The 25,913-nt window shown below is 64.9% G+C and carries 23 protein-coding genes, 3 tRNA genes and 1 pseudogene; 19 read left to right on the top strand and 8 right to left on the bottom strand.

Annotated elements, in window-relative coordinates:
* The first annotated feature begins 32 nt into the window (after positions 1 to 32).
* The gene (mmsB, locus tag M1E01_RS13380; protein ID WP_457972062.1) at positions 33 to 935 is read left to right on the top strand and encodes a 3-hydroxyisobutyrate dehydrogenase; all 903 of its coding nucleotides are present in this window, start codon (positions 33 to 35) and stop codon (positions 933 to 935) included.
* A gap of 124 nt (positions 936 to 1,059) precedes the next feature.
* Positions 1,060 to 2,544 (top strand): CoA-acylating methylmalonate-semialdehyde dehydrogenase, encoded by a 1,485-nt coding sequence (locus M1E01_RS13375; protein WP_457972061.1) that lies wholly within the window; start codon positions 1,060 to 1,062, stop codon positions 2,542 to 2,544.
* 263 nt (positions 2,545 to 2,807) lie between these two features.
* Here M1E01_RS13375 and M1E01_RS13370 read toward each other — a convergent pair whose 3' ends face one another.
* Together M1E01_RS13370 and M1E01_RS13365 are read right to left on the bottom strand one after the other, a co-directional pair.
* Complete coding sequence (locus M1E01_RS13370) at positions 2,808 to 3,419, bottom strand: hypothetical protein (RefSeq protein ID WP_457972060.1); 612 nt, start codon at positions 3,417 to 3,419, stop codon at positions 2,808 to 2,810.
* 66 nt (positions 3,420 to 3,485) lie between these two features.
* The gene (locus M1E01_RS13365; protein WP_457972058.1) at positions 3,486 to 4,646 is read right to left on the bottom strand and encodes a winged helix DNA-binding domain-containing protein; all 1,161 of its coding nucleotides are present in this window, start codon (positions 4,644 to 4,646) and stop codon (positions 3,486 to 3,488) included.
* Positions 4,647 to 4,734: 88 nt separating this feature from the next.
* Here M1E01_RS13365 and M1E01_RS13360 point away from each other — a divergent pair, with 88 nt between their 5' ends.
* Positions 4,735 to 5,385, top strand: a complete 651-nt coding sequence (locus M1E01_RS13360) for an alpha/beta hydrolase (RefSeq protein ID WP_457972057.1) — start codon at positions 4,735 to 4,737, stop codon at positions 5,383 to 5,385.
* Positions 5,386 to 5,464: 79 nt separating this feature from the next.
* Here the strand turns inward: M1E01_RS13360 and M1E01_RS13355 are convergent, their stop codons facing one another.
* Positions 5,465 to 5,698: an RNA-binding S4 domain-containing protein gene (locus M1E01_RS13355; protein WP_457972056.1), complete on the bottom strand. Its 234-nt coding sequence runs from the start codon at positions 5,696 to 5,698 to the stop codon at positions 5,465 to 5,467.
* Between the two features lie 31 nt (positions 5,699 to 5,729).
* On the opposite strand from M1E01_RS13355, the gene M1E01_RS13350 reads away from it, so the two are divergent.
* The 3 genes from M1E01_RS13350 (at position 5,730) to M1E01_RS13340 (ending at position 9,251) form a co-directional block, all read left to right on the top strand.
* A complete protein-coding gene (locus M1E01_RS13350; protein ID WP_457972055.1) occupies positions 5,730 to 6,737 on the top strand; it encodes a DMT family transporter in 1,008 nt (335 codons plus the stop codon).
* 133 nt (positions 6,738 to 6,870) lie between these two features.
* A complete protein-coding gene (locus M1E01_RS13345) occupies positions 6,871 to 8,256 on the top strand; it encodes a glycine--tRNA ligase (RefSeq protein WP_457972054.1) in 1,386 nt (461 codons plus the stop codon).
* Positions 8,257 to 8,258: 2 nt separating this feature from the next.
* On the top strand, positions 8,259 to 9,251 hold the full coding sequence (locus tag M1E01_RS13340; RefSeq protein ID WP_457972053.1) for a GNAT family N-acetyltransferase: 993 nt from the start codon (positions 8,259 to 8,261) through the stop codon (positions 9,249 to 9,251).
* Between the two features lie 16 nt (positions 9,252 to 9,267).
* Here the strand turns inward: M1E01_RS13340 and M1E01_RS13335 are convergent, their stop codons facing one another.
* Positions 9,268 to 10,023, bottom strand: a complete 756-nt coding sequence (locus M1E01_RS13335; protein ID WP_457972052.1) for an alpha/beta hydrolase — start codon at positions 10,021 to 10,023, stop codon at positions 9,268 to 9,270.
* 53 nt (positions 10,024 to 10,076) lie between these two features.
* Between M1E01_RS13335 and M1E01_RS13330 the strand changes: the two genes are divergently transcribed.
* The 6 genes from M1E01_RS13330 to M1E01_RS13305 all read left to right on the top strand — a co-directional run bounded on the left by M1E01_RS13330 (position 10,077) and on the right by M1E01_RS13305 (position 16,416).
* Complete coding sequence (locus M1E01_RS13330) at positions 10,077 to 11,576, top strand: YibE/F family protein (RefSeq protein ID WP_457972051.1); 1,500 nt, start codon at positions 10,077 to 10,079, stop codon at positions 11,574 to 11,576.
* A 67-nt stretch (positions 11,577 to 11,643) separates the two neighbouring features.
* On the top strand, positions 11,644 to 12,825 hold the full coding sequence (gene dusB, locus M1E01_RS13325) for a tRNA dihydrouridine synthase DusB (RefSeq protein ID WP_457972050.1): 1,182 nt from the start codon (positions 11,644 to 11,646) through the stop codon (positions 12,823 to 12,825).
* Positions 12,826 to 12,832: 7 nt separating this feature from the next.
* Complete coding sequence (locus M1E01_RS13320; protein ID WP_457974966.1) at positions 12,833 to 14,137, top strand: deoxyguanosinetriphosphate triphosphohydrolase; 1,305 nt, start codon at positions 12,833 to 12,835, stop codon at positions 14,135 to 14,137.
* A 76-nt stretch (positions 14,138 to 14,213) separates the two neighbouring features.
* A complete protein-coding gene (dnaG, locus tag M1E01_RS13315; RefSeq protein ID WP_457972049.1) occupies positions 14,214 to 16,079 on the top strand; it encodes a DNA primase in 1,866 nt (621 codons plus the stop codon).
* Positions 16,080 to 16,145: 66 nt separating this feature from the next.
* Positions 16,146 to 16,218, top strand: a tRNA-Asn gene (locus M1E01_RS13310).
* A gap of 125 nt (positions 16,219 to 16,343) precedes the next feature.
* Positions 16,344 to 16,416 (top strand) — tRNA-Asn (locus M1E01_RS13305).
* Positions 16,417 to 16,480: 64 nt separating this feature from the next.
* On the opposite strand, the gene M1E01_RS13300 is transcribed toward M1E01_RS13305, so the two are convergent.
* Genes M1E01_RS13300 through M1E01_RS13290 form a run of 3 tightly spaced genes read right to left on the bottom strand, consistent with a single transcriptional unit; the run spans position 16,481 to position 18,370 of the window.
* Positions 16,481 to 16,888, bottom strand: a complete 408-nt coding sequence (locus M1E01_RS13300) for a hypothetical protein (protein WP_457972048.1) — start codon at positions 16,886 to 16,888, stop codon at positions 16,481 to 16,483.
* 44 nt (positions 16,889 to 16,932) lie between these two features.
* Positions 16,933 to 17,112, bottom strand: coding sequence for a hypothetical protein (locus tag M1E01_RS13295; RefSeq protein ID WP_457972047.1), 180 nt, complete (start codon positions 17,110 to 17,112; stop codon positions 16,933 to 16,935).
* A 37-nt stretch (positions 17,113 to 17,149) separates the two neighbouring features.
* On the bottom strand, positions 17,150 to 18,370 hold the full coding sequence (locus M1E01_RS13290) for a multidrug effflux MFS transporter (protein WP_457972046.1): 1,221 nt from the start codon (positions 18,368 to 18,370) through the stop codon (positions 17,150 to 17,152).
* A gap of 180 nt (positions 18,371 to 18,550) precedes the next feature.
* Between M1E01_RS13290 and M1E01_RS13285 the strand changes: the two genes are divergently transcribed.
* The 6 genes and pseudogenes from M1E01_RS13285 (at position 18,551) to M1E01_RS13260 (ending at position 23,972) form a co-directional block, all read left to right on the top strand.
* Complete coding sequence (locus M1E01_RS13285; protein ID WP_457972045.1) at positions 18,551 to 19,510, top strand: phage holin family protein; 960 nt, start codon at positions 18,551 to 18,553, stop codon at positions 19,508 to 19,510.
* Between the two features lie 55 nt (positions 19,511 to 19,565).
* Positions 19,566 to 20,186 (top strand): CDP-alcohol phosphatidyltransferase family protein, encoded by a 621-nt coding sequence (locus M1E01_RS13280; RefSeq protein ID WP_457972044.1) that lies wholly within the window; start codon positions 19,566 to 19,568, stop codon positions 20,184 to 20,186.
* Positions 20,186 to 21,094: a DMT family transporter gene (locus M1E01_RS13275; RefSeq protein ID WP_457972043.1), complete on the top strand. Its 909-nt coding sequence runs from the start codon at positions 20,186 to 20,188 to the stop codon at positions 21,092 to 21,094. Before M1E01_RS13280 ends, M1E01_RS13275 begins: the two co-directional genes overlap by 1 nt.
* 111 nt (positions 21,095 to 21,205) lie before the next feature.
* Entirely contained in the window at positions 21,206 to 22,402 is a 1,197-nt protein-coding gene (locus M1E01_RS13270) for a glycosyltransferase (protein WP_457972042.1), read from the top strand.
* 109 nt (positions 22,403 to 22,511) lie between these two features.
* A tRNA-Ile gene (locus tag M1E01_RS13265) sits at positions 22,512 to 22,585 on the top strand.
* Between the two features lie 197 nt (positions 22,586 to 22,782).
* Positions 22,783 to 23,972: pseudogene (locus tag M1E01_RS13260) on the top strand (acyl-CoA dehydrogenase family protein).
* A 2-nt stretch (positions 23,973 to 23,974) separates the two neighbouring features.
* Here the strand turns inward: M1E01_RS13260 and M1E01_RS13255 are convergent.
* Positions 23,975 to 24,538: a M23 family metallopeptidase gene (locus M1E01_RS13255; RefSeq protein ID WP_457972041.1), complete on the bottom strand. Its 564-nt coding sequence runs from the start codon at positions 24,536 to 24,538 to the stop codon at positions 23,975 to 23,977.
* A gap of 419 nt (positions 24,539 to 24,957) precedes the next feature.
* Between M1E01_RS13255 and rpsB the strand changes: the two genes are divergently transcribed.
* Positions 24,958 to 25,836: a 30S ribosomal protein S2 gene (gene rpsB, locus M1E01_RS13250; RefSeq protein ID WP_457972040.1), complete on the top strand. Its 879-nt coding sequence runs from the start codon at positions 24,958 to 24,960 to the stop codon at positions 25,834 to 25,836.
* Positions 25,837 to 25,913: the final 77 nt, after the last annotated feature.

Genomic DNA, 25,913 nt, shown 5'->3' with positions numbered 1-25,913 from the left:
TCGGCCGGATACACAGCAAAGGAGCTAACGCCATGGCAGTAGTCGGTTGGATCGGTTTGGGGAACATGGGCGGCTCCATGTCAGCGAACCTTGCAAAGGCCGGGCATGACGTACGGGGATTCGACCTCAATCCCGCCGCCGTCGCTGCGGCAGAGGCCGGCGGGGTAAAGCCCGTGCAGAGCATCGCGGAAGCGGTGGACGGTGCAGAGGTCGTGTTCACGATGCTTCCCAAGGGCGAGCACGCCAAGGCCGTTTACCTGGGTGAGGACGGACTGCTCGCGCACGCTGACACCTCGACCCTCCTCGTTGATTCCTCCACCATCGACATCGCCGCCGCCCGGGAACTGCACGACGCCGCTGCAGCAGCCGGCTTCCGCTTTGTCGACGCTCCAGTCTCAGGCGGCATGAGCGGTGCCAAGGCCGGAACCCTCACCTTCATGGTCGGCGGGGAAGCGGGTGCCGTGGCTGACGCCAGCCGCTACATCGAGCCGATGGCCTCCAATGTCATTCCCACCGGCGGCGCCACGACGGGCCAGGCAGCAAAGATCTGCAACAACCTGATGCTCCTGATCAACCTGGCCTCCACGGCCGAAGGTGCAGTCCTCGCGGACCGGCTCGGCCTCGACAAGAAGGTGTTCTGGGACATCGCCTCGGTCTCCTCCGGTGACAGCTGGGCCCTGCGAACCTGGTACCCCGTTCCGGGCGTGGTGCCCACCGCAGCCTCCAACAATGACTTTGCGCCCACATTCACCACTGAACTGGCGAACAAGGATATTGGGCTGGCCATCAGCGCTGCGGAGGACACCGGCACGCCCCTTGAGATCGGCAAGCATGTGCAGCAGCTGTACCAGCGGCTCATCGATGCCGGGGAAGCCGGCAAGGACTGCTCGATGATTATCAAACTCGTTGACGGTTCGCTCGATTCAGGGAGATAGCCAGCCGTCTCTGGTCCTGCCTGAGCAGCGCTCCAGTAGCCCCTACCAGCCCTGGCCGCCCGCCTCCCCGGCATGACGCCGTCGTTCATGCCCCAAATCTGTCTGCCCCACGAAAGGGACATCCATGGAAACCATTCCCCATTTCATCAACGGCAACCGCGTCAGCGACGCCGAACGGTTCGGCCCCGTCTTCAACCCCGCCACCGGAGAGCAGGAGAAGCAGGTGGTGCTCGCTTCGGGCGCCAGGGTCGACGAAGCGATCGCGGCAGCGAAGGCGGCGCTGCCCGCATGGCGGGCCACGAGTCTTGCCAAGCGCACAAATGTTTTCTTCCGCGTCCGCGAAATCCTGACTCAGCGCAAGAGCGAACTTGCAGCGATCCTCACGAGCGAGCACGGCAAGGTGCTCTCTGACGCCGAAGGGGAAATCTCCCGCGGCCTGGAGAACATCGAGTTCGCAACGGGGCTTTCCCACATGCTCAAGGGTGAGCATTCAGAGCAGGTCTCAAGCGGCATCGATGTTCACTCAGTGCGTCAGCCGGTCGGGGTGGTCGCCTGCATCACACCCTTCAACTTCCCCGCAATGGTGCCGTTGTGGATGATCGGCAGCGCACTGGCGTGCGGCAATACCGTGCTGCTGAAGCCGAGCGAAAAGGACCCGTCGTCGGCAGTTTTCATCGCAGAGGTCTTTGCTGAGGCCGGACTGCCGCCGGGCGTGCTCAACGTCGTGCAGGGCGACAAGGAGGCCGTGGATGTGCTGCTTGAACATTCTGACGTGAAGGCCGTCAGCTTCGTCGGTTCAACCCCCATCGCCCAGTCGATCTACAAGCGTGCCGCCGATCATGGCAAGCGAGTCCAGGCCCTCGGCGGAGCAAAGAACCACATGGTGGTCCTGCCCGACGCCGACCTGGACATGGCCGCTGACGCCGCCGTCTCCGCAGCATACGGTTCCGCGGGCGAACGCTGCATGGCGATCAGCGTGCTGGTTGCCGTCGGTAACATCGCGGACGATCTGGTGAAGGCGATTTCCACCCGCATGGTGGACCTGAAGATCGGTCCGGGGACTGACCCCTCTTCGCAGATGGGACCGCTGATTACTGCCGAGCACCGCGACAAGGTCGCTTCCTATGTGGCCGGCGCGGAAAACGAAGGTGCAACCGTGGTTGTCGATGGCCGCCGGCATCAGTTCGATTCGAACGGCTTCTTCATCGGTGTCAGCCTGGTGGACCACGTCAAGCCCGGTATGAAGGTGTACGACGACGAGATCTTCGGCCCGGTTCTTTCGGTAGTTCGCGTGGACACCTACAGCGACGCTGTCCGCCTCGTCAACGAGAACGAGTTCGGCAACGGGATGGCCATCTTCACCCGCGACGGCGGTGCTGCCCGGCAGTTCGAATTCGACGTCGAGGCGGGCATGGTGGGCGTCAACGTGCCGATCCCGGTGCCGGTGGGGACCTTCTCGTTCGGAGGCTGGAAGAGCTCCCTCTTTGGAGACACCCACATGTATGGTCCGGACAGCATCCGCTTCTATACGCGGGGCAAGGTGGTCACCACTCGCTGGCCGGATCCGTCGACGTCGGTCATCGACCTAGGGTTCCCGCAGGTCGACTAGTCCTCGCGCTCCCCGGTTTCCAGGCGCCGGCTTTAGCGCCAGGCTTGTCCGGCAGCACTCCGGCCCGTGTCCCGCCACAAGCGGCGGGACACGGGTTTTGTGCGCCGAAGCAACTAAGCTCCTGGTGACCGACGAGGGGCGATGACAGGTACGCCGTCGGCCGCCGTCATGAAATGTCAGCCTCCGCTGGAACACTTTGCTTATTGCAGGCAATCGGGAGCGTAGCGGCTCCTGTTCCGGCGGGCTAGCTACCGGAGCTGCACCTAGCCGTTCATGATGTCGTTGCGCCGGTTCATGTACTCCTCCATGGAGATTTCCCCGTTGCTGTATTGCTGGTCGAGTTCAGCCAGTTTGCGCGCGCGGTATCCCTGGGGAGCTGATGGCGGCGGGGGAGTGACCGGGCCGGTATCGTGCTGCGTCGGGTGGGCCTGCGGCTGCGGAGGGTTGGCACGGTACTCGGGGCTGTCCTCATAGGGGAGGTTGGCGGGCTGCCCGTACTGTGCGCCGCCTGGTTGAGGGTACTGGCCTGGTTGAGGGTACTGGCCTGGTTGAGGGTACTGGCCGGGCTGAGGCTGCTGGCCCGCCTGGGGGAACTGCTGATAGGGCGGGTTGGGGTAGGGCTGGTCCAGCGGCGCAAGCTCGTCCCGGCCGCGGTTCCCGGGCAGGCCGAAGCCTCCGCTCATGTAATCCTGCTGGGTGTAGCCGTCCGAAGGCTGGTTCTTTGGGCGCCCGGAGAATGAACCGGGAAACCCGCCCGGGTACTGTCCGGGAAAGTTCTGGCTCTGGTCCCGCCTCTGGACAGACCTCCGGTACATGCGCATCGCCACGGGAATCAGGAGCGACAGGATGATGATCCAGAAAAACAGGTTATTCATTGCTGGTGGGCCTCTCATGAGTGTCAATCCAGCTTAGTCCCCGAAGCTGAGGAGGTGCTGGGCGCTTCAGTCAACATATGACGCCGGCATCCCAAGGAAGGCCTCATACCTAGTGGCGGCCTGCTCCAGGGCACCGGTTGATATTTTGTCCTGCCGCATCCGGATGTCCAGTTCGCACCGCTGGCCGGGGGAGCCGGGCCGGATCAACCGATGCCGCCAAGTACCCGCCATACGGCCGTCCAGCAGGACCACATGCTGAGGATCACCATGTCTCGGGAAAATTGGTGCCTTACCGCCCAGGTAGCCGCGTGAGGCGGAATACCCCATGATGTACTCGTCATAGCACTGGATGAGATCAATGCAGCCAGCTGAACCTGCGCCCCCGCTGGTGGAGGAGTACGGACGGGTGGAGGGGCCCGGGCTGAAGGGGCGGGAGGACTCCGGATCAAAATAGAACGGGATGCCCTCAATCTCCTCACGCCCCAGGGCTGCCGGGTCGTCCTCGAGGGCCAGCGCGAGTCCGAGGCGGACGTCGGTGATGGTCATTCCGGACCAGTCGGCGCAGTCCCAGACTGTGGCCGGACCGCGGCTTCGGAAGTACCGCCGGACCAAGGCGGCAAGCGACTCCTCCCTGGAGAGCGGATGGATGCCGGACGCGCCTACCCGCTCGCTGAAGAGCGCGTACGTCTGCCGGAGAGCCCCGGACGCACTGCGCACCGGTGCACCGCTGGTGATCACGCCGTTGATCTCCGCGTGCATGATCACGTACGCCAGGGCCAGACCTGTGAGGGCGAATCCCGCGCGCTCCAACTCGGCCGCGAGCTGCTCACGTGTCAGCTGCCGCCCGCCGGCCAGTGCGGCGGCGAGGATGTCAGCACTCCGTGCTGCTGCCGCTGCATCAATCCCCGTCCGACGGTACGTGGGCGCATTGGTCTGATGCAGGCGCGGCGCCGATAGCGCCCTGAGCCAGGGAAGATCAGTACGATGCACGAAGTGCCAGGTGGGCCGCAATATGTGCGTTCGAAGGATGTGGCCCTCGGCGACTGCCTGCGCCACGTCATTCGCCGTGGCGTCAGCGGTACGCTGCGCCAGAGACCAGCGCGCGTACGGATACTCCTGCGCCTGCACCGCCAGCAGGTTTTTCAGCGCGGCTTCCACCGAGGCTGCCACGGGTGAGCGCAGCTGTTGGCTTGCCAGCCGCGTTCTGACCACCACCTCCGGCTCCATGCACACATCCTTCCTGTCCCGGCCGCACCCCGCCACCAGGCGCGGCTACCGAGGACAGCCGCCCTCCGGGAACTGTAAGAATGGACCCATGACTTTAGCCGACGCTTTTCCTGCCCCCGTTGTTCTGTGGTCCAAACCGGAGGAGGCCCGGGCCGGTAAGCCCCTGCTGGTCCTCCTGCATGGCTACGGCGCAAACGAGCAGGATCTCCTCAGCCTGGCTGACATGCTCCCCGATGAGTTCGCGGTCGCCTCTGTCCGCGCGCCGATCGCCATGGGCCCCGGTTTTGCGTGGTTCCCGCTGACCGGCAGCGTTGAATACTCAGTTGATGCTGTCAAAGCTGCGGCGGCCTACGTCCAGGACTGGATTGACACCGTCAAGGACAACCATCCATCCGTCACTCTCCTCGGGTTTTCCATGGGCATGGCCATGGCCACGACGCTGCTGAGGCAGCGCCCCGCCGACTATGCCGCCGTCGTCGGGCTTTCAGGATTTGTTGTCGACGCCGGAGCTGACGGCGAATTCCGCGACGCGGACCTTGACGGTACGGTGCCGTTCTTCTGGGGCCGCGACCAGCAGGATCCGGTCATCACCCAAGACAAGATTGAATACACGATGGGCTGGGTCCGCAAGCACGTGAAGCTGACCAAAGTCCTGTACACGGGAATGTGGCACGGGATCAACGCCCAGGAAATCGGGCACGTCTCGGAATTCCTCACCCACGAGGTGCTGAACAAGTAGCCGCCGGCGCCGCCTGATCCGGACAGCGCCAGCTTGTTCCGGACGGCCCAGAAGCGCTCCCAGGCTGCAATCCGGGCCATCAGCTGCCGGCGGCGGTGATCCGGACGGTGCGGTTGTTGAGCGTGACCGTGTCGCCGAGGTGGAGCTGCCGGCCGCGGCGGTCATCGATTTCGCCGTTGACCTTGACCAGCCCGTTCTTGATCAGTTCGGTGGCCTCGACGCCGTCCTCCACCAGGTTCGCGAGTTTCAGGAGTTGGCCGAGGCGGATCATCTCGTCGCGGATGGGGATGTCTTCGATTTCCGGTCTGCTCATACAAGCAATTCTGCCTGACGTTAGGTAACCAATGACCCACGCACAGCGGCTGCCCCTTGCCGCAGGCCTTTCGATGGCCGTGGCCGCCGGACTTGCCATTCCCCTCCAGGGGAGAATCAACGGCGCCCTCGGTGCCAGGCTCGGGGATGGCATCGCCGCAGCTGTTGTCAGCTTCAGTACAGGCCTGGTGCTGATGATCCTCGTTTCCTTGGTCCTGCCTCGCGGCCGGGCCGGCCTGGTCAGCATTATGCCTGCCGTTCGGGAGCGGAAGTTTCCGCCGTATTACCTCCTGGCAGGCGGGATCGGGGCCCTCTTTGTCTTCGCGCAATCCTTTACTGTCGGGCTGCTGGGCGTCGCGCTCTTTACGGTGTCCACGGTCACCGGCCAGACCGTCAGCGGCCTGCTGGTGGACAGGCTCGGCCTTGGGCCCGGCGGCAAGAAGGCCGTGACAGGTATCCGCATCATGGGTTGTGTCCTCACTATTGCCGCCGTCGCCTGGGCCGTCTCGCCGCGTTTCGGCGGTGCTTCGGGAGGCGGTGCTCCGGGAGCCGGCGCACCCGGGGCAGGAGGCGACCCGGCCCAGCTCATCCTGCCGCTGCTGCTTCCCGTCCTGGCCGGCTTCCTCATGAGTTTCCAGCAGGCCATGAACGGAACGGCCACGATGCATTACGGCACGCCGATCGCGGCGACTCTGGTGAATTTCGTGGCGGGTACGTGCGTGCTGTGGGTGGCATGGTTTATCAAGGTGGCCATTGCCGGCACAGGAAACCCGCTTCCCGGGGAATGGTGGTACTACCTTGGCGGGCCCATGGGGTGTGTCTTCATCGGACTTGGAGCCCTGCTGGTCCGCAGCCTCGGCGTGCTGGTGACCGGCCTTGGCATGATTGCCGGCCAGCTCCTCGGCTCGCTCGGCCTTGACCTGCTGGTTCCCGCCCCCGGCTCCATTGTTGCTGTTCCCACGGTGCTCGGCACGCTGCTGACCCTTGTGGCCATCGTCATCGCGACGCTTCCCTGGCCGCGGGGAGCATTACGCAGGTAGCGCCCGGTAGTCTAAGACACGCAGCTTTCCTGCACGTTTTCCCTTCGCATTTCCCCGCCCGGCAACCAGCCGGGGTTACCGGGCCACAAACCCGCGGACCGCACCCAGCGGCCCTGTAGAAATTGGAGTTCCCATGGCAGCTAAATCCGTCCTCGACCAGGTCATTTCCCTTTCCAAGCGGAGGGGTTTCGTTTTTCAGGCCGGCGAGATCTACGGAGGCTCCCGTTCCGCCTGGGACTACGGGCCGCTCGGTGCCGAGCTGAAGGAGAACATCAAACGTCAGTGGTGGCAGTCCGTCGTGCGCGGACGTGAAGACGTTGTGGGCCTGGACTCCTCGGTGATCCTGCCCCGCCAGGTGTGGGAAGCGTCCGGGCACGTCGAGGTGTTCTCCGACCCGCTGGTCGAATGCCTCTCCTGCCACAAGCGCTACCGCGCGGACCACCTCGAAGAGGAATACGAGGAAAAGAAGGGCCGTCCCGCCGAGAACGGCCTGAAAGACATCGCCTGCGCCAACTGCGGCACCCGGGGTGAGTGGACGGAGCCACAGGAGTTCTCCGGACTCCTGAAGACCTTCCTTGGGCCTGTCGCCAGCGATGAGGGCCTCCATTACCTGCGCCCCGAAACCGCCCAGGGCATCTTCGTGAACTTCAACAACGTGCTCACCACGTCCCGAAAGAAGCCTCCGTTCGGCATCGGCCAGATCGGCAAGTCCTTCCGCAACGAGATCACGCCGGGCAACTTCATCTTCCGCACCCGCGAGTTCGAGCAGATGGAAATGGAATTTTTCGTCGAGCCGGGCACGGACGAGGAATGGCACCAGTACTGGATGAAGGAACGCATGTCCTGGTACACGGACCTGGGTATCCGTGAAGAGAACCTGCGCTTTTTCGAGCACCCGCTGGACAAGCTCAGCCACTACTCCAAGGGCACCACGGACATCGAATACCGCTTCGGCTTCCAAGGCTCTGAATGGGGCGAGCTCGAAGGCATCGCCAACCGCACAGACTTCGACCTCTCCACCCATGCCAAGGCCTCCGGCACCGACCTGAGCTATTTCAACCAGGCCACCAATGAGCGCTACACGCCGTACGTGATCGAACCCGCCGCGGGCCTCACCCGCTCGTTCATGGCTTTCCTCATCGACGCCTACACCGAGGACGAGGCCCCCAACGCCAAGGGCGGCGTGGATGTCCGCACCGTGCTCAAGCTTGATCCGCGCCTCGCTCCGGTCAAGGCGGCCGTGCTTCCGCTAAGCCGCAACGAGGACCTCTCGCCGAAGGCGAAGGACCTCGGCGCCCAGCTCCGCAAGAACTGGAACATCGACTTCGACGACGCGGGCGCCATCGGCCGCCGTTACCGCCGCCAGGACGAGATCGGCACCCCGTTCTGCATCACTGTGGACTTCGACACCCTCGAGGACCAGGCCGTCACCATCCGTGAACGCGACACCATGAGCCAGGAACGGGTCTCCCTGGACAAGGTGGAGGGCTACCTCGCCGCGCGGCTGATCGGCGCCTGACCGTGGCGATTGAATACCGCGAATGGCGCGAGGGTGATGACCTCACACTCCTCCAGATCTGGGGCGACCCGGAAACTGTTCAAGCCGGACAGTTCCGGGGCACGCTCGCGCCGTCCAGCAACGCGCCATGGCGGCGCTGCATCGTGGCAGAGGACGTCATTGACGGCGTCGGAATCCCCGTGGCAGCAGGTGTGGTCCACGAGGCGGCGCTGCACCCTGAACGGCTGTGGGTGTATGTGGAGGTGGCCCGGGACCACCGGCGTTCCGGCATCGGTTCCACCCTGCTCATGATGCTGCGCCGCGAGGCCGAGGGGTCGCCGTCGGGCGTTACCCGGCTGCGCTGCAAAGTTGAGCCGGGCACCTCCGGCGCCGGGTTCGCCAAGGCCGCGGGCCTCACTCCAATCCAGCGCTCGCAGCTGGTGGTGGTGGAACCCGGCGCCCTGAAGCTTCCGGTGTTTGGCGACGGTTCCGAGGAGGCGGCCTCGGAACGCATCCAGGACCTGGCTACCGGCTCCGTGGAGCTGTCCGACGTGGTGGGACGGTATTACACGTCGGTCCATACCTGGGACAGCCCAGGGAACCTGAGCATTCCCACGGTGCAGCGCCTGTTCCTGGACGACCTCAGCGGCGCCCACGGCGCCATCGTGCTGCGCGCTCCCAAGGCAAGCGCCTTCGGAGCGGGTGTGCCGGCGTCGAAGAAGGGCAAGATCCAGGCGTTCGCCATCAGCTACGCGCAGCCGGAGATGGGGCAGGGCGGAGGGGATCAGGGGCAGTCCGGCCAGCCGTCGGATGTGTTCCTCGGCCACGATCCGGAGCTCGACGGCGACCAGGCCCGCGCCGCGGTGCGTGACCTCCTGGCGCTGATCGCCTACCAGCACCCGGTCCTTATGGAAATAGACGATTCCATGACGGCGCTGCGTGCCGTCGTCGAACCCCTCCTGGAGAGCGGCAAAGCCCGCCGGCAGGGTGCCGAGACGTTCGTCGTTTCGGACTGACCCCGGGCCCCTCAGCTCACAGCACGGCGGGAACAGCGCGGCCGGCTGCCGGGACCAGACGGTCAAAGGCGGCAGCCGGCCGTAAGCCGGGGTTCCAGGCAACGCCTGTGTCTTCGCTGAAGGCCTTCAGCAGGAAGCCCGTGGCCAGGGTGTGCCACAGATGGACGCGGCGGAACATGAAGTGGCCGGCGCCCCGGAGTGCAACGTACTGCAGCGCCCCGGCATACGTTGCCGCCCGGCCGGCAAACCGCAGCGACGCCGCCGGGCTCGTCCAGGTGTCCTCGTCGCCGTGCACAATCAGGACCTTCCGCCCGGCGAGAGGGTCGGCGGGGGTTGTGTCGTCCAGCCACGGAGCGAGCGCCACCACCGCGCGGACCTGAGGGTCGCCTGCTGCACAGACGGCCGTCAGCCCGCCCATGGAGTGACCCAGCAGGTACACGGGCACTGCCGGATGCTGAATCCGGATCTTCTCCAGCGCCCAGCGGGCATCCCTGAGCGGAGACATCTCCTCACCGTTCCAGCCGCGCACCCTGTTCCGCAGGAGCCATACTTCCAGGCCGCCCTTCCGCCCGTGCCGATGCAGGTGCCGGGCGAACGGCAGCATCCGCGCCGGGCTCAGGTGGCGGGCCTGCACGGGTTCAAAGGAGTGCGAGCGCCCGCCGTGGAGGACCAGCGCCACTCCGCGCGTGGGGCCTGCGGGTTTCAAGACGGTCAGTACGGCTTCATCAAGGCTGCCGCGCCTGCCTGCGTCCTCCGACTTCCTGCCATCCATTTATCAACATTAAGCTGACCGCCGTAGAGTTCAAGTATGAGGTTTTGCTGCTGATGGGTTCCGGTCACTCCCACGGTCACACTGGTCATTCGGATCCCACGCCCGAGGCACTGGCTGCACGCCGGAAGGCAAACCGGATTCTGGCCGCCGTGCTGATTCCACTGACCCTGCTGACGCTGGCCGCCATGGCGGCGCTCTGGCCTTCCGGCAGCAAGGAAGGCCTGAGCCTCGCCAACCCCTACAATGCCGCCCCCGGCGTGACCTTTGATACGGGCAAGATCCAGCGCGTGGTCACCGAAAGCTGCACCCCGGCAAGCCAGGTGCCGCAGCAGGTGCCGCAGGAAACCCAGCCGGGAGGACAGGCCGACGCCGGCACCCAATGCACGTTTGCGTTCACTGAGCCGGACAAAGGCGGCAGCCCCGTTAAAGTGGTCATCAACCCCGACGTCGCGAAGTCGCATGGCGTGGACGTGGGGGACAGCATCCGCTACCTCAACCTCACCAACGCCCAGGGTGCTGCGGCCGCGGGTCCGAACGGCCCGGCGTCCAACGGCGCCCCCACATTCATTTTCGTGGACTTCGTCCGCACCATGCCCATCATCCTGCTGGCTGTCCTGTACGCCCTGGTGGTGGTGGCTGTGGCGCGCTGGCGCGGGCTGCGGGCATTGATCGGCCTTGTCGGCGCGTACTTCGTGCTTGTCAGCTTCATGCTCCCCGGGCTCGTGGAAGGAAAGCCACCGCTGCTGCTTGCACTGGTCGGCTCCACCGTAATCATGGTCGGGGTGCTGTATTTTGCCCACGGCTTCTCGGCCCGGACCTCGACGGCGCTGCTTGGCACCATCTTCGGCCTCGGTATCACCGCGCTGCTGGCGGCATGGGCCACCGATACAGCCAATCTGGCAGGAGTGGGAAGCCACGACGCCTCCACCCTGACGAACATCTCGGCCAACATCTCGATCTCAGGGATCATTCTCTGCGGCCTCATCATTTCCGGGCTGGGCGTGCTCAACGATGTCACCATCACCCAGTCGTCCGCAGTGTGGGAGCTCTACGAACTTGCCCCGGGCACCAGCGCCCGCAAGCTCTTCACGTCAGCCATGCGGATCGGCCGGGACCACATCGCCTCCACCGTCTACACGATCGCCTTCGCCTATGCCGGTGCCGCGCTGCCCATCCTGATTATCGTGATGCTCTATGACCGCCCCCTGGGTGAGGCACTCACCAGTGCAGAACTGTCCGAGGAAGTTATCCGCACGCTGGTCGGCTCGATCGGTCTTGTGTTGGCTATCCCCGTCACCACGCTGATCGCGGTTCTGGTGGTCAAGGCAACCGGCATCCGCACCGGCAGGCCGGCTGCCGTAACTCCCGACGACGTCGATGACACCGGCGCACTCGCCGCGGCAGCCGCCGTGGCAGGCGGTGGTGCGGCCCGCGGCAGCGGAGAACCGGGTGGTGTGGCAGGCGGGGAACGTCCGGCGGCCCGCAGGTCCGCGGAGCCGTCACCCTCACTGCCTGAGACGCGCCGGGGGAGGCGGGCTGCCCAGCGTGATTGAGTGCCCGTGATTGAGTGCCCCGGTCTGGTGTTCTGCCCGATTTGCCCGTCTTTGAGACAATGAACGGGTGACTGTTGTAGCAACGCCTCCCGCCCCCAAGCTGGAACTCCCCCCGCTGAAGCTCGGCCCGATCACCGTGGACACCCCGGTGGTGCTGGCGCCCATGGCCGGCATTACCAACACCGCCTTCCGCAGGCTCTGCCGTGAATATGGCGGCGGCATGTATGTGGCCGAAATGGTCACCTCCCGGGCCCTCGTGGAGCGCACGCCGGAGTCCCTGCGCATCATCTCGCATGACGACGACGAAAAGGTCCGGTCCGTCCAGCTTTACGGCGTGGACCCCGTCACCGTCGGCCAGGCTGTGCGCATGCTGGTCGAGGAAGACCGGGCCGACCATATCGACCTCAATTTCGGCTGCCCGGTACCCAAGGTCACGCGCCGCGGCGGCGGTTCCGCTTTGCCGTGGAAGATTGACCTCTTCACCTCGATCGTGCAGACGGCCGTGAGGGAAGCCTCCAAGGGCGGCATTCCGCTAACCATCAAGATGCGCAAGGGCATCGATGATGACCACCTGACGTATCTCGACGCCGGCAGGATCGCCCGCGACGCGGGAGTGGCCGCCGTCGCGCTTCATGGCCGCACGGCGGCGCAGTTCTACTCAGGCCAGGCGGACTGGTCGGCGATCGCCCGCCTCCGGGAGGCGCTCCCTGACATCCCTGTCCTTGGCAACGGCGACATCTGGTCCGCCGAGGATGCGGTGCGCATGGTCCGGGAGACCGGTGTTGACGGCGTGGTGGTGGGCCGTGGCTGCCAGGGCCGTCCCTGGCTCTTCGGCGATCTGCAGGCCGCATTCGAAGGAAGCGACAAAAGGCACCGTCCCGGCCTGCGCCAGGTGGCCGACGGCGTGTACCGCCACGCCCAGCTCATGATCGAGACCTTCGGCAACGACGAATACAAAGCCCTGCGCGAGATCCGCAAGCACATGGCCTGGTACTTCAAGGGCTATGTTGTGGGCGGCGAACTCCGGGCCAAGCTGGCCACTGTGCCCACCCTGGAAGTGCTGCGGGAACTGCTGGACCAGCTGGACATGGACCTGCCCTATCCAGGTGTCGACTCCGAAGGCCCACGCGGACGTGCCGGCTCCCCGAAGAAACCGGCTCTGCCCAAGGACTGGCTGATGAGCCGACAGTTGAACGAGGACCAGTCACGGGACATTTCGGCGGCGGAACTGGATGTGTCCGGTGGGTGAGAGCCGGCTGGCGGAGAGCCAGCCTGTCCCCGCCCGGGGGCTGTCGCTGTCCCTGCCCGGCTACGGGGCGCACGATTCCGCGCGCTGGGTGGAGGAGCCGCCGAAAAGCACCTACCGGTCCGACTTCGAGCGCGACCGGGCGCGGGTGCTGCATTCCTCCGCGTTGCGGCGCCTGGGTGCCAAGACGCAGGTGGTCGCGCCGGACACGGACGACTTTGTCCGCACCCGGCTGACCCACAGCCTCGAAGTCGCCCAGGTGGGCCGCGCGCTCGGCCGTGCGCTGGGCTGCGACCCGGACGTGGTGGACACCGCCTGCCTCAGCCATGACCTCGGGCACCCGCCCTTCGGGCACAACGGCGAATCCGCGCTGAACGAGATGGCGCATGCGATCGGCGGCTTCGAAGGCAACGCCCAGACGCTGCGGCTGCTCAGCCGGCTCGAGCCTAAAGTGCTGGATGCGGACGGCCGGCCCGCAGGCCTGAACCTGACCCGGGCCAGCCTCGACGCCGCCGCAAAATACCCGTGGTCAGCACTGGACGCCCCGGTGATCCACGGCCAGCGCACCAGCAAGTTCGGTGCCTACGAGGACGACCTGCCCATCTTCAACTGGATCCGGGAGGGGGCGCCCGTCCGGCGGTCCTGCCTCGAAGCCCAGGTCATGGACCTCGCCGATGATATCTCCTATTCCGTGCACGACGTCGAAGACGCCATTGTTGCCGGGCACTTCCAGCTGCGCTGGATGGACAACCCGGACCACCGCGCCCGCGTGGTGGGCTACACCCGGCAGTGGTACCTGCCGCACAACGACCCTGCGGCCATCGACGCGGCCCTGGCCCGGCTCGAGGCTACGGACGTGTGGGTGCGCGAAGCCGACGGCAGCCGCAAAGCCATGGCCGCCCTGAAGGACATGACCAGCCAGCTGATCGGCCGCTTCTGCCAGAGTGCTCTGGAGACCACCCGGGCCGTGTACGGGCCGGAGAAGCTGACGCGTTACAACGCCGAACTCATCGTCCCGGACGAGACTGTCCTGGAGATCGCGGTCATGAAGGGCCTGGCCACCACGTTCGTCATGACAACAGACCACCGCCAGCCGATCTATGAGCGGCAGCGCGAAGTCCTCCATGCCCTCGTGACCACGCTGAACGCCTCCGGGGACCGCCACCTGGAGCCGATGTTCGCAGCAGACTGGCGTGACGCGCCCGACGACGGCGCCCGGCTCCGCGTGGTCATCGACCAGGTAGCGTCGCTCACGGATGGTTCCGCGCTGGCGATGTACGAACGGCTCGTGGGAAGTTTGCCGTCGCTGTGGTGATGCGCGCTTTAGGCTCCGCCCCAGTGTCCTGCCTCGCTGTCGCGCCGCTGTCCTGCCCCGCGGTTAGGATGGCTCCGTGGCCGGCCTGATCAAACGTGAAGACATCGACGAGGTCCGTCAGCGCACAGACATCAAGGAAGTCGTCGACGCCTACGTCACGCTCAAGAGCGCAGGCCTTGGTTCGTTCAAGGGCCTGTGCCCCTTCCATGACGAGCGTTCGCCGTCATTCACGGTGCGGCCGCAGGTGGGCCGCTACCACTGTTTTGGCTGCGGCGAAGACGGTGACGTCATCTCGTTCGTGCAGAAGCTGGACCACACGTCCTTCCACGAGGCGGTGGAGAAGCTGGCCGCGCGGATCGGCTACGAGCTCCGGTACGAGGACGGCGGCACGGGTCCCAGCCGGGAAGAGGTGGGCAAGCGCCAGCGGCTGCTGGATGCCCATAAGATTGCGGACGAGTTCTTCCGCGGCCAGCTGCTGACGACAGGTGCCACTGAAGGACGCCGGTTCCTGCAGCTGCGGGGTTTTGACCGGGCGGCCGCCGAGCACTTCGGCGTCGGCTACGCACCCCAGGGCTGGGACGCCCTGCTCAAGCACCTGCGCGGGCGGGGCTTCACGGATGCGGAGTTGAAGCTGACCGGAATGTTTTCGGAAGGCAATAGGGGCCTTTACGACCGCTTCCGTGGCCGGCTGATCTGGCCCATCCGGGACATCGCCGGGGACACCATCGGCTTCGGCGCACGCAAGCTCTACGAGGACGACCAAGGCCCCAAGTACCTCAACACGCCCGAGACCACGCTCTACAAGAAATCCCAGGTGCTGTACGGCATCGACCTCGCCAAGCGGAACATCGCCAAGGACCGGCAGCTGGTGGTGGTGGAAGGCTACACGGACGTCATGGCGTGCCACCTCGCGGGAATCACGACGGCCGTGGCCACGTGCGGTACCGCGTTCGGCGCCGACCATATAAAAGTCGCCCGCCGGCTGCTGTCCGACGACGGCACTGGGGGAGAAGTCATCTTCACCTTTGACGGGGACGCCGCCGGGCAGAAGGCGGCCCTGCGGGCCTTTGAAGAGGACCAGCGTTTCGTGGCGCAGACGTACGTCGCTGTGGAACCGACCGGTGCTGACCCCTGCGATCTGCGCCAGACGCGGGGTGACGCTGCAGTCCGTGAATTGATCGGCTCCCGGCGGCCGCTGTTTGAGTTTGCCATCCGCGCCACGCTGAGAAGGCACAACCTGGACACTGTGGAGGGCCGGGTGGCAGCCCTGCGGGAGTCCGCTCCCGTCGTGGCGCAGATCCGGGACGCCGGAATCCGACCCGCATACGCCCGGGAACTGGCTGGGTGGCTGGGGATGCCCATCGAGGACGTCTCCCGGGCCGTTGCGTCCGCTGCCAAACGGGAAGCCGCTCCTGGAGCTCCCGGTGTTGCTGCCCTCCCCCCATCGGGCGTTCTCCCGTCCTTCAACCGCCCGGATCCGCGGGACCCGGTGGCGTCCATGGAGCGGCAGGCTCTTGAAGTGGCGCTGCAGGAGCCGGCGATGCTCGGCGGCGGGTTCTGGGAGAGGTTCTGCGCTGTGCGGTTCGTCACTCCCGCGTACCAGGCCATCCACGACGCCATCCGCGCCACGGGGCTGGCGTATGCCGGTGATCCGGTGATGTGGGTGGAGCAGCTCCGCCAGGAGGTGCCGGAACCGCTGCAGCCGCTGGTTTCGGAGCTGGCCGTGGTCCCGCTGCCCGCACATACAGTCGAAGCCGTGCAGAAGTACTGCCGGGACATCCTTGCCCGGTTGTTCGAACTCCAGATCACCCGCATCAAGTCCGACAAGATGGGGCAGCTGCAGCGCCTGGACGCCGCCGCCCACCCTGAGGAGTTCCAGCAGCTCAACCGGGAGCTGATGATGCTTGAAATGGAACGTCGGGCACTGCGCTCCGACGCCTGACAGGCAGGACGCGGTGCTCGATTTCGTTTCGCGGCCGGGTGTTTGCTAGGCTTATACCCGCTTCATTCCTCCTTAGCTCAATTGGCAGAGCATTCGACTGTTAATCGAAGGGTTGCTGGTTCAAGTCCAGCAGGAGGAGCGCGCAGTCCCCGTCCCGGGCTTCCGGGACGGGGACTTTTTTATGCCTGGGAGGGGTAATGGGCCGCACGATTCCGCCAATTTCCCATACCGGCGGAACCTTTGCTAATGTCATACCTGCTTCATTCCTCCTTAGCTCAATTGGCAGAGCATTCGACTGTTAATCGAAGGGTTGCTGGTTCAAGTCCAGCAGGAGGAGCGCACAGGTCCCGCAGCCGCCACAAGCCGGCTGCGGGACCTTTTTTTGCGATGCCGTTTCCGGCTCAGACGAAATCCATCTCCACTTCGAGGAAGCGCTCGGCCTCGGCCACGGCCGCGGCGAAAGCCTCGCTCTCGGTGGGCGGCGTGCGGGGCTGGCGGGGATGCCACTCATGCGGCGATGAATGCACGCGGGTGAAGCCTGTGTCCGGCGGAGCATAGAAGATACCGAAACGCTGCACCGGCCATTCCGGCGAGGTCTCCGGGGCCACGAGAAGGGCGGCGTTGGCTGCCGGGTTGTACCACTGCGCTATCGGACGGCGCCGGTCTTCCGTAAACAGGCCCGCCGCATACAGAGCTGCCGACTGCGCACTGGTCTGTGTGCACAGCCGGTCCCACCACAACGGCAGTATGCCTGCGTCGCACCGCTGCCACGTGGCCGGAAGTGGAGGATGATCCTGCCAGTGAGGCACGTGTCAACTTTATCTCGCAGCGGGCTGCCCGGAATAGAGCGGACTCAGTTCCGGTTCCAGGGTCCGGGGTTGACCCGGTAGAGCAAGGCAGAACCTACAACGGCTCCGAGGATGACGCCGAGGGCGGCATTGCCCATGGCACGGCCGAAAAAGAAGCCCGCAACGGCACCAAGGACGGCTCCCAGGAAGAGCCCTCGTCCGTTGCGGTGCGGCTTGCGGGTCATGCGGCCAGCCTACGCTGCCCCGGAAGAATGGGCCCCGCTAGTGAATCGATGGCACGGTCCTGGGGCGGACTATGATCCACAGCGCCGTTGCTGCGAGGAAGATGCAGCAGGCCTGGACAGCGCCCATGGGTGTGGCGGAGCTGCCGCCCACCCAGCCCACCACCGGCGAGATGATGCCTGCCATCAGGAAGGTGGAGGCGCCCAGCAGGGAGGCCGCTGTACCGGCCTGTGCGCCGTGCTTGGCCAGCGCCAGGACCTGTACGCACGGGAACGTGAACCCGGTGCCGAGAATGTAGAACCACAGCGGAACCAGGACACCCCAGAGCCCGAACCCCAACTGGTCAAAGAGGACGATCAGGAGGGCCATCAGGAACATCCAGGCGGTGGAGCCGGCGATGATCCACTGCGGCGGCACGAGCTTGATCAACCGCGAGCTGGTCTGGACCCCGGCCACGATGCCCAAGGAATTCACGCCGAACAGCAGGCCGTACTGCTGGGGAGTGAAGCCGAAGATGTCCTGGAACAGGAAGGGGGAAGCGGAGAGGTAGGTGAACAGGCCTCCGAAGTTCATGCCGCCTACCAGCAGCAGGCCGACGAATATCCGGTCAGCGAAGAGCACCCCGTACCTCTGGCGGGCGGTCAGGCCCGACTTCCCCCGGAGCTCGCGCGGCAGCGTCTCACGGACCAGGAATATCGCGGCAGTGATCACCGTCGCGCCGTAACAGGCGAGGAACACAAAGATGCCCGGCCACTCCATCACCAGGAGCAGCTGCGATCCGATGACGGGTGCCAGGATCGGAGCCAGCCCGTTGACCAGCGCCATGCGGGAGAACATCCGCACCATGGCGTAGCCGCTGAACAGATCCCGGACCATGGCCATCGCCACGACCCCTCCGCCTGCAGCTCCGATTCCCATGAGGACCCGAAACAGTCCGAGTGTGCCGATGTCCGTGGAAAGCGAGGCTCCGAGCGAGGACGCGATGTGCAGCGCCGTCGCCAATATCAGAGGCGCCCGCCGCCCGAACTTGTCGCTGAAGGGACCCACCACCAGCTGTCCCAGGGCGAAGCCCACCGTGGTGCCGGTCAGCGTCAGCTGGACCGCAGCTTCTGACACGTCGAGGCTCGTCTCCAGGGCGGGGAAGGCCGGCAGGTAAAGGTCTACCGTGAAGGGTCCCAGAGCCGTGAGGGCACCGAGAAGGAGGATGTAAAGGAATTTTTCGCGTCGGCTCAGGGCATCGCCGGGATTGATAGCGGTCACAGGCAACCATCCTAGGGCGCAAAGATCATACTTTTACAGGCCGGAAGGCTCGCCGGACAGTATGGACAGAAGTTGCGGCTGACCCTGAATGATAGTTTTGTCAGCGGGGGCATGCTGAGCCACATGCGGGCCCCGCAAAGCCGAGGAAAAATCGACTACGGAACCAGTTAGGCGGGACCTATGAGCGGGCGTCACAGCGGGCGGGCCAACAAGGGGTTGCGTGTCACCACGCTGCCGAAAACGTTGAAGCTCATCTTCAAACTGGCGCCGCGCCAGCTTAATGACGAGATCGCGATGGCTAAGTTCGAGGTCAAGCGCAAGGGCAAGCAGCTGGGCGTGGCCGGAGCCTTCTTTGGCGTTGCCGCTGTCTTCCTGGCTTTCCTGCTGACCGGGCTGATCGTCGCCGCCATTATGGGGCTCGCCACCATCATGCCGGCCTGGCTCGCGGCGCTTCTGGTGTGCGCGGTCTTCCTCCTGATCGCCCTGATCGGCGGGCTCGTAGGCCTCCGCAAGTTCAAGAAGGCAATGCCGCTGATACCCGCTGAGACCGTCCGCGGTCTCAAGCATGATCTCGGTGTTGCCAAAGAAGGCTCGGACTTTGACGCGGCGGTCCTGGACCCCAACTCGCCGCAGGCGAAGGCGGCCAAGGAAGCCAAGGCTGCTGCCAAGGCACAGGCCAAGGCGGAGAAGGAAGCCAAGGCGGCTGCAGAGCACCTCGAAGTCCCTGCCGTTTCCGAACCTGAGGTCCACCGCCGCCTGAAGCAGCGTCGCGAACACCTCACCGCCGTACGCGATGACCTTGGCGAAGAACTGGATGTCAGGACCCAGGCGCAAGCCCTGCTCGGCGTGGCCAGGCACCGGCTGGATGAGGGCAGGGACAAGATCAAGGACAGCAAGGACCGCGTGGGTGAAAGGTTCGCTGCCCGTTCGGCCGCCAGATCCTCCGAACCCGGGGCCTCCGCCACGGCACCGTCGACCTTTGGATCCACCACTGGATCGTCCCTGTCCGGGTCATCCTCTGCAGACGGCGTGGTACGTTCCCTGCCCGAAGAGCTGGAATCCCGCTGGAAGCCCCTCGTGGCGTTCGTCGCATCCACTGCTGTGATGTTTACCCTGTTGCGGAAACTGTTTAAGAACTGAGCGTTGCCCTGAACTCTGACAGGAAGACGCCCCCGGCCACGGAGAGGGGCACCGGATGAGGTTCATCGGGGCTGGTTCCCGTCCCGGCCAGCCGCACGTCGACCGCGACCTGGTCTTCACCGTCCCCAATCTCCTGACAGTTCTGCGCTTTATGGGCGTACCGCTGTTTATCTGGCTCGTCCTGGCGCAACGCGAGTACGGCTTTGCCGTGCTGGTGCTTGCCATCATGGGGAGCACAGACTGGGTGGACGGCTACATCGCCCGGCGGTTCAACCAGGCCTCGAAGTTGGGGCGCGTCCTGGACCCCATCGCGGACAGGCTGGCGCTGATCGCTGTAGCCGTGACGCTGGTGATCGCGGGCGTGCTCGACTGGTGGTACCTTACGGCACTCCTCATTCCGGACTCCGTGTTGCTCGCGATGTCGCTGTTTTACTTCCACAGCCACCCGGATCTTCCGGTCAGCCTGATCGGCAAGACGCGCACCGCCCTGCTGCTGCTGGGCACGCCACTGCTGTTGCTGTCACAGCTGGATACCCCTTCCGCCGGTGCCTGGTTCGTTGCGGCGTGGATCGTGCTCGGCCTTGGGCTGGTGGGCCACTGGGTGGCCGCCTACAACTACTTCTGGGCTATCCGCCGCAAAGGCAAGATGCGGGCCGGCAACGGCGGTGGCAGCTGATGGTGTGGCTTGCGGTTTTCCTGGCCGTACTGGGCGCGTTTTTCCTGGCCTTTGGTGCACAACGCCAAGGCAGTGCCGTGAAGGCCGACACCGGCGGGCTGGCCCTCAGCTCCAACGGTTTCCTCCGTCTGCTGCGGAACCCCCGGTGGGTTCTCGGGCTCCTGCTGCTCTGTATCGGCATGGGCATGAACGCCGTCGCGCTGGTTTCCGCCCCGCTGACCGTGGTGCAACCGATCGGCGCGATTGCTCTTGTCATCACCACGGTGGTCAACGCCAGGGACCAGGGGCTGAGCATCAACCGGGCCACAGTGGTGGCCATCTCCGCTTGCGTGACCGGTTCAGCCCTGTTCGTCCTGCTCGCCGTCTTCGTCACTCAGGAAAACCACCACGTTAATTCCGACGACGAACTCGCCATCGTGCTGCTGCTCGCTTTGGCGGTGGGCCTCTTTGGCACGCTGGCGGCCACGTTCAAGAACCGCATGAGCGCCTTTATCTACATCCTTGGCGCGGGCATTTTGTTCGGTTTTGTGGCGGTGCTGACCAGGATCATCGGAAAGCACCTGCTCGATCCGAACGGGCAGGCCCTCCTGAACGTGCCTTGGTATTCGCTGGTCGCTATCCTGGCGGCGGGTGGGTTGGGCTCCTGGTTTGTGCAGAGTGCTTACTCCACCGGACCGCCGGACCTCGTCATTGCTGGGCTGACCGTTATCGACCCCATTGTGGGAATCGCCATCGGCATCATCATCCTGGGGGAATTGCGGCCTGACGTCCACGCCGTCATGGCCATTGCCATGGGTACTGCTGCATCCCTTGCTATCGTGGGGGTAATCGCCCTCTCCCGGCATCATCCCGAGGTCACCAAGCGGAAGAAGGACGCTCGGAAGGCCGCGGGCAGGGCGCCCCACTAGCCGATTTTTCGACAGCGGGCCAGGCGCGAACGTGCCAGCGCTTTATGTGCCAGTGCCAGCCGGAGCGGTCAGCCGCAGCTGACCCCGCCGTGACCACCAGGAGCTTTCCACGTGACAAGACCCGATGCCCAGCGCCCACTGACCGTCCTGATTGCGGCCGACACCTACCCGCCCCACGTCAACGGAGCAGCCCAGTTCGGCTACCGGCTGGCCAAAGGCATGACGGGCCGGGGACATAATGTCCATGTCCTCGCCTGCCGCCAGGACAAGGGCAAGAGCTTCACGGAGTTCCGCAAGGAAGCCACAGTCCACCGCCTGCGCTCCCACGGCGTCTTCACGCACGAGTATTTCCGGATCTGCTTTCCCTGGGAGATCAAGAAGGAGATCAGCCTGCTTTTTGAGAAGGTGCAGCCGGACGTGGTCCACATCCAGAGCCATTACATGATCGGTGAGCACGTGCTGTACGAAGCCGTGAAGCGCGGCATCCGCGTGGTCGCCACAAACCACTTCATGCCCGAGAACCTCAATCCCTTCCTGCCCTTCCCGCAGTGGTTCAAGGACATCATCGGGAAAATCTCGTGGCGGGACATGGGCAAGGTAATGGGCAAGGCCGACGTCGTGACGACTCCTACACCGCTTGCGGCCAAGGCCATGCACCAGCACGCCTTCCTGCGGAAGGTCCTGCCGCTTTCCAACGGCATCGACTCCACTGCCTACGAACTCAAACCGGGCGAGGTCATCGAGCCCCACGCCAACCCGACCGTCCTCTTTGCCGGACGCCTGGCCGAGGAAAAGCACGTGGACGTGCTGATCAAGGCAGTGGCTGCCGTCCCGGCAGACCTGAACGTCCACCTGGAGATCGTCGGGGGAGGCGAGGTGCGTCCGGCCCTGGAAGCGCTTGTCGAGCGGCTCGGCCTGCAGGACAGGGTGAAGTTCATGGGCCTTGCCAGCGATGAGGATCTTCGCCGGGCGTATATCAGGGCAGACATCTTCTGCATGCCGGGAACGGCCGAACTGCAGTCCCTGGTGACCCTTGAAGCGATGTCCGCGTCCACTCCGGTTCTGCTGGCCAATGCGATGGCCCTGCCGCATCTCGTGCGCGACGGCGAAAATGGCTACCTCTTCACGCCGAATGACAGCAAGGATCTGGCGGGGAAGATCACGCGGATTCTGCGGCTGCCGGCGGAGGAGCGCAAGGCGATGGGCCAAGCAAGCCGCTGCATGGTGGAGCCGCACAGCATCCAGGGCACCCTGCAGACATTCGAGGACCTCTACCGTGGCGCGACCTACGACGACAAGGTCGTCTAGGTCCGGCTGGCCTAAACCCGTTCGCCAGTTTGCTAGAGTGTTTTTGCCCCGCAGATGACGGGCCCGGTCACCCGGGCGCCGGAACTCTGGGACGGCACCTCAGATACAAGGGGCTATAGCTCAGCTGGTTAGAGCGCGGGACTCATAATCCTAAGGTCCTCGGTTCAAGTCCGAGTAGCCCTACCTGTTCTGCAAAGAGCCGCGGCCGACGTCCAACGTCGGCCGCGGTTCTCTCTGTTTTCGGAGATAACCGGCTTTTCTCAAACCACTTGGGTTTCTTCCACCAGCCAGGGTATGTGCTCAGTAACATCACCTCTGGATGCCCCCGGCATGAAGACCGGAACTTTCAGGTGACCGCTGCCCACCATGAAGAAAACCCCATGTCCATAGCCAACTTCGACATCAACAGCCTTCCTGCGCCGACGGTGACTTCTTCGCCTTTGAGCAGCTGCTCGGCAGCAAGGAGCAGGACCGGCTGCCGGAGATCCGGCACTTTCTCGCCCGCGAGGTGAAGCCCATCGCCGTGGACTGCTGGAACCGTGGCGAGTTCCCCATGGAACTGATTCCCAAGCTGGCTGAGATCGATTTTGTGAGCCCCGTGCGCCGGCAGGGCCGCTCGAACCTCTTCGCGGGCATCGTTCATGCCGAAGTCACCCGCGCAGACACCTCAATTGCCACCTTCTTGGGAGTTCACGACGGACTGTTCACCGGCTCCATCGAGGCGCTGGCTTCGATCGAGCAGCAGGACGCCTGGCTGCCGGATATTTACTCCCTCAGGAAGATCGGGGCCTTCGCCCTGACGGAACCGCTGGGCAGCTCCGACGTCGCGGGTGGCACGCGCACGACGGCCCGGCGCGATGGCGACCAGTGGATCCTCAACGGCGCCAAGCGTTGGATCGGCAATGCCACGTTTTCGGACTGGGTGGTGGTTTATGCCCGGGATGTGTCCGACAACCAGGTCAAGGGATTCCTCGTGGACACCGCCCTGCCCGGATTCACCGCCACCAAAATCGAGAACAAGATTTCGCTGCGCACGGTCCAGAACGCGGACATCACCCTCCAGGATGTGTCCGTTCCGCACTTTTGCAAGCTGGCACATGCCAACAGCTTCCGGGACGCCAACAAAGTGCTCAAAGTCACGCGGCTCGCCGTGGGCTGGCAAGCTGTGGGCCAGCAGCTGGCCGCGTTCGGTGTGGCCCGCCGCTACGTCCTCGAGCGCCGCCAGTTCGGCCGCCCGCTTGCCTCCTTCCAGCTGGTGCAGAGCCAGCTGGTGCAGATCCTGGGCAATGCCGTCAGTTCCCTGGGGATGATGGTGCGCCTTTCCCAGCTTCAGGATGCCGGGCAGGCCAGGGATGAGCAGTCTGCCCTGGCCAAGGCCTTCACCACCGCCCGCATGCGCGAGAGCGTGGCCATCGGCAGGAGCCTGCTGGGCGGAAACGGCATAGTGACCGACTTTGAGATGGCCAAGATCTTCGCCGATGCAGAGGCCATCTACTCCTATGAGGGCACGCACGAGGTGAACACGCTGGTCGCCGGGCGCGCCATCACCGGCGTCTCGGCCATCGTTTGAACTCATCCCTCCCGCAGCGGCAGCAGAATGGAGGGCCGCAGATCCATTACGAACCCCAGCGGGTTCACGTAGTCCTCTCCGTTGCGCACACCCCAGTGCACGCAGGGAGTTGCCCCGCAGTGGCCGGTGGCCAACGTTCCCAAAGCATCTCCCTTGCCTACCGTGTCACCTTTGGCCAGGGTGCTGCGGACCGGTTCGAAACTGCTGCGCAGGCCGTTGCCGTGATCCACTGTGATGACCGGCCTGTCCACCACGACTCCCACAAAGCTGATGGTGCCGGATTCCGGTGAAGTGACCGTGCCGCCCTCGGATGCTGCCTTTAAATCCACGCCGCGGTGGCCGCTCAGCCAGGGCTGGTCCGGCGGATCAAAAGGCCGCAACACGGCGGGCCGGGGCGCCAGCGGCCACGCCCACGCGCCTGCCGCAGCGGCTGCAGCGGCAGGCGCGAGCCTGCCCGCTGGTACTGCCGCCCGGAATTCCGGCGCGTCTGGGGATGGCCAGGCAGCCGACGGGGCGGCGGCGGCCGCCGCAAGCGCAAGGAAAGCGGGCAGGATGCGGGTATTCATGACACCAGTGTTGCCACGATAAGCTGACGCGGATACGGGCCTGAAAGCCTATGTGGACAACGGCGGCAGCGCAGCTGTCCACGGTGCCGGGGAAGCGGGCCGCTGTAGTACACTTGACGGAGCAGTTTGCTGTGCCCTCAACGTATTCCAATTCTCTTGGGTAGCGTCAGCACGCCCCATTCAGGAGTGCGGGGGAGCAGCAGCTGACTACGCGTATCCAGCCCTCCACCACCGGAAGCCACAGGTTCCCGGCGGAGGATTGTGCCTCTTGCGGTCCGGACCCACAGTCCGGATGAGAAGTGCAATGGATGCCAGGAGCATCGCCCGGCTCGGGTGAAGCTAAATAACCGTCAACTATTGGCAGGGTAAGAGCGGCCTACGGGCGCTCTCATGAATGACCTGCCGGAAGGAGCGTCGGCATGCCCGTCGTAACCATGCGCCAGCTGCTTGACAGCGGCGTCCACTTTGGACACCAGACCCGCCGTTGGAACCCGAAGATGAAGCGCTTTATCTTCACCGAGCGCAACGGCATCTACATCATTGACCTCCAGCAGTCGCTGTCCTACATCGACCGCGCCTACGAGTTCGTCAAGGCCACCGTTGCCCATGGCGGCACCGTGCTCTTCGTCGGCACCAAGAAGCAGGCCCAGGAAGCAATTGCCGAGCAGGCAACCCGCGTTGGCCAGCCGTACGTCAACCAGCGTTGGCTCGGCGGTATGCTGACCAACTTCCAGACGGTTGCCAAGCGTATCCAGCGAATGAAGGAACTCGAAGAGATTGACTTCGAGGACGTCGCCGGTTCCGCTTACACCAAGAAGGAACTGCTGCTGCTCCGCCGCGAGCTGACCAAGCTTGAGTCCAACCTGGGTGGTATCCGCAACCTCACCAAGGCTCCCTCCGTGCTGTGGATCGTGGACACCAAGAAGGAGCACCTGGCCGTTGACGAAGCCAAGAAGCTCAACATCCCGGTTGTGGCCATCCTGGACACCAACTGCGATCCGGACGAAGTTGACTTCCCGATCCCGGGCAACGACGACGCCATCCGCTCCGTGAACCTGCTGACCCGCGTTGTTGCTGACGCTGTTGCTGAAGGCCTGATCGCCCGCAACCAGCGTGCAACCGGCACCACCGAGACTCCGGAAGAGCCGCTGGCCGAGTGGGAGCGCGAGCTCCTCGAAGGCAACAAGTCTGAGGCTGCTGCAGCCGAAGCTCCGGCTGCCGAAGCACAGGCCGCTGAAGCTGCTCCCGCCGCCGAGGAAGCCCCGGCTGCCGCCGAGGGCACCGACGCCGAGAAGTAAACAACTCCATCGGGATTTCCCGGCGCCCTCAGCGCCGGGGCAACTGACAGGATGGCGGCTCACCACGTGGGCTGCCG

The organism is Arthrobacter sp. D1-17 (assembly GCF_054130535.1).
This window is presented reverse-complemented; position numbering and strand designations above follow the sequence as displayed.

Excerpts from the sequence above, each read along its gene's own strand:
- mmsB (WP_457972062.1), top strand. The coding sequence starts at position 33 with ATGGCAGTAGTCGGTTGGATCGGTTTGGGGAACATGGGCGGCTCCATG.
- M1E01_RS13375 (WP_457972061.1), top strand. The coding sequence starts at position 1,060 with ATGGAAACCATTCCCCATTTCATCAACGGCAACCGCGTCAGCGACGCC.
- M1E01_RS13370 (WP_457972060.1), bottom strand. The coding sequence starts at position 3,419 with ATGAATAACCTGTTTTTCTGGATCATCATCCTGTCGCTCCTGATTCCC.
- M1E01_RS13365 (WP_457972058.1), bottom strand. The coding sequence starts at position 4,646 with ATGGAGCCGGAGGTGGTGGTCAGAACGCGGCTGGCAAGCCAACAGCTG.
- M1E01_RS13360 (WP_457972057.1), top strand. The coding sequence starts at position 4,735 with ATGACTTTAGCCGACGCTTTTCCTGCCCCCGTTGTTCTGTGGTCCAAA.
- M1E01_RS13355 (WP_457972056.1), bottom strand. The coding sequence starts at position 5,698 with ATGAGCAGACCGGAAATCGAAGACATCCCCATCCGCGACGAGATGATC.
- M1E01_RS13350 (WP_457972055.1), top strand. The coding sequence starts at position 5,730 with ATGACCCACGCACAGCGGCTGCCCCTTGCCGCAGGCCTTTCGATGGCC.
- M1E01_RS13345 (WP_457972054.1), top strand. The coding sequence starts at position 6,871 with ATGGCAGCTAAATCCGTCCTCGACCAGGTCATTTCCCTTTCCAAGCGG.
- M1E01_RS13335 (WP_457972052.1), bottom strand. The coding sequence starts at position 10,023 with ATGGATGGCAGGAAGTCGGAGGACGCAGGCAGGCGCGGCAGCCTTGAT.
- M1E01_RS13330 (WP_457972051.1), top strand. The coding sequence starts at position 10,077 with ATGGGTTCCGGTCACTCCCACGGTCACACTGGTCATTCGGATCCCACG.
- M1E01_RS13295 (WP_457972047.1), bottom strand. The coding sequence starts at position 17,112 with ATGACCCGCAAGCCGCACCGCAACGGACGAGGGCTCTTCCTGGGAGCC.
- M1E01_RS13285 (WP_457972045.1), top strand. The coding sequence starts at position 18,551 with ATGAGCGGGCGTCACAGCGGGCGGGCCAACAAGGGGTTGCGTGTCACC.
- M1E01_RS13280 (WP_457972044.1), top strand. The coding sequence starts at position 19,566 with ATGAGGTTCATCGGGGCTGGTTCCCGTCCCGGCCAGCCGCACGTCGAC.
- M1E01_RS13275 (WP_457972043.1), top strand. The coding sequence starts at position 20,186 with ATGGTGTGGCTTGCGGTTTTCCTGGCCGTACTGGGCGCGTTTTTCCTG.
- M1E01_RS13255 (WP_457972041.1), bottom strand. The coding sequence starts at position 24,538 with ATGAATACCCGCATCCTGCCCGCTTTCCTTGCGCTTGCGGCGGCCGCC.
- rpsB (WP_457972040.1), top strand. The coding sequence starts at position 24,958 with ATGCCCGTCGTAACCATGCGCCAGCTGCTTGACAGCGGCGTCCACTTT.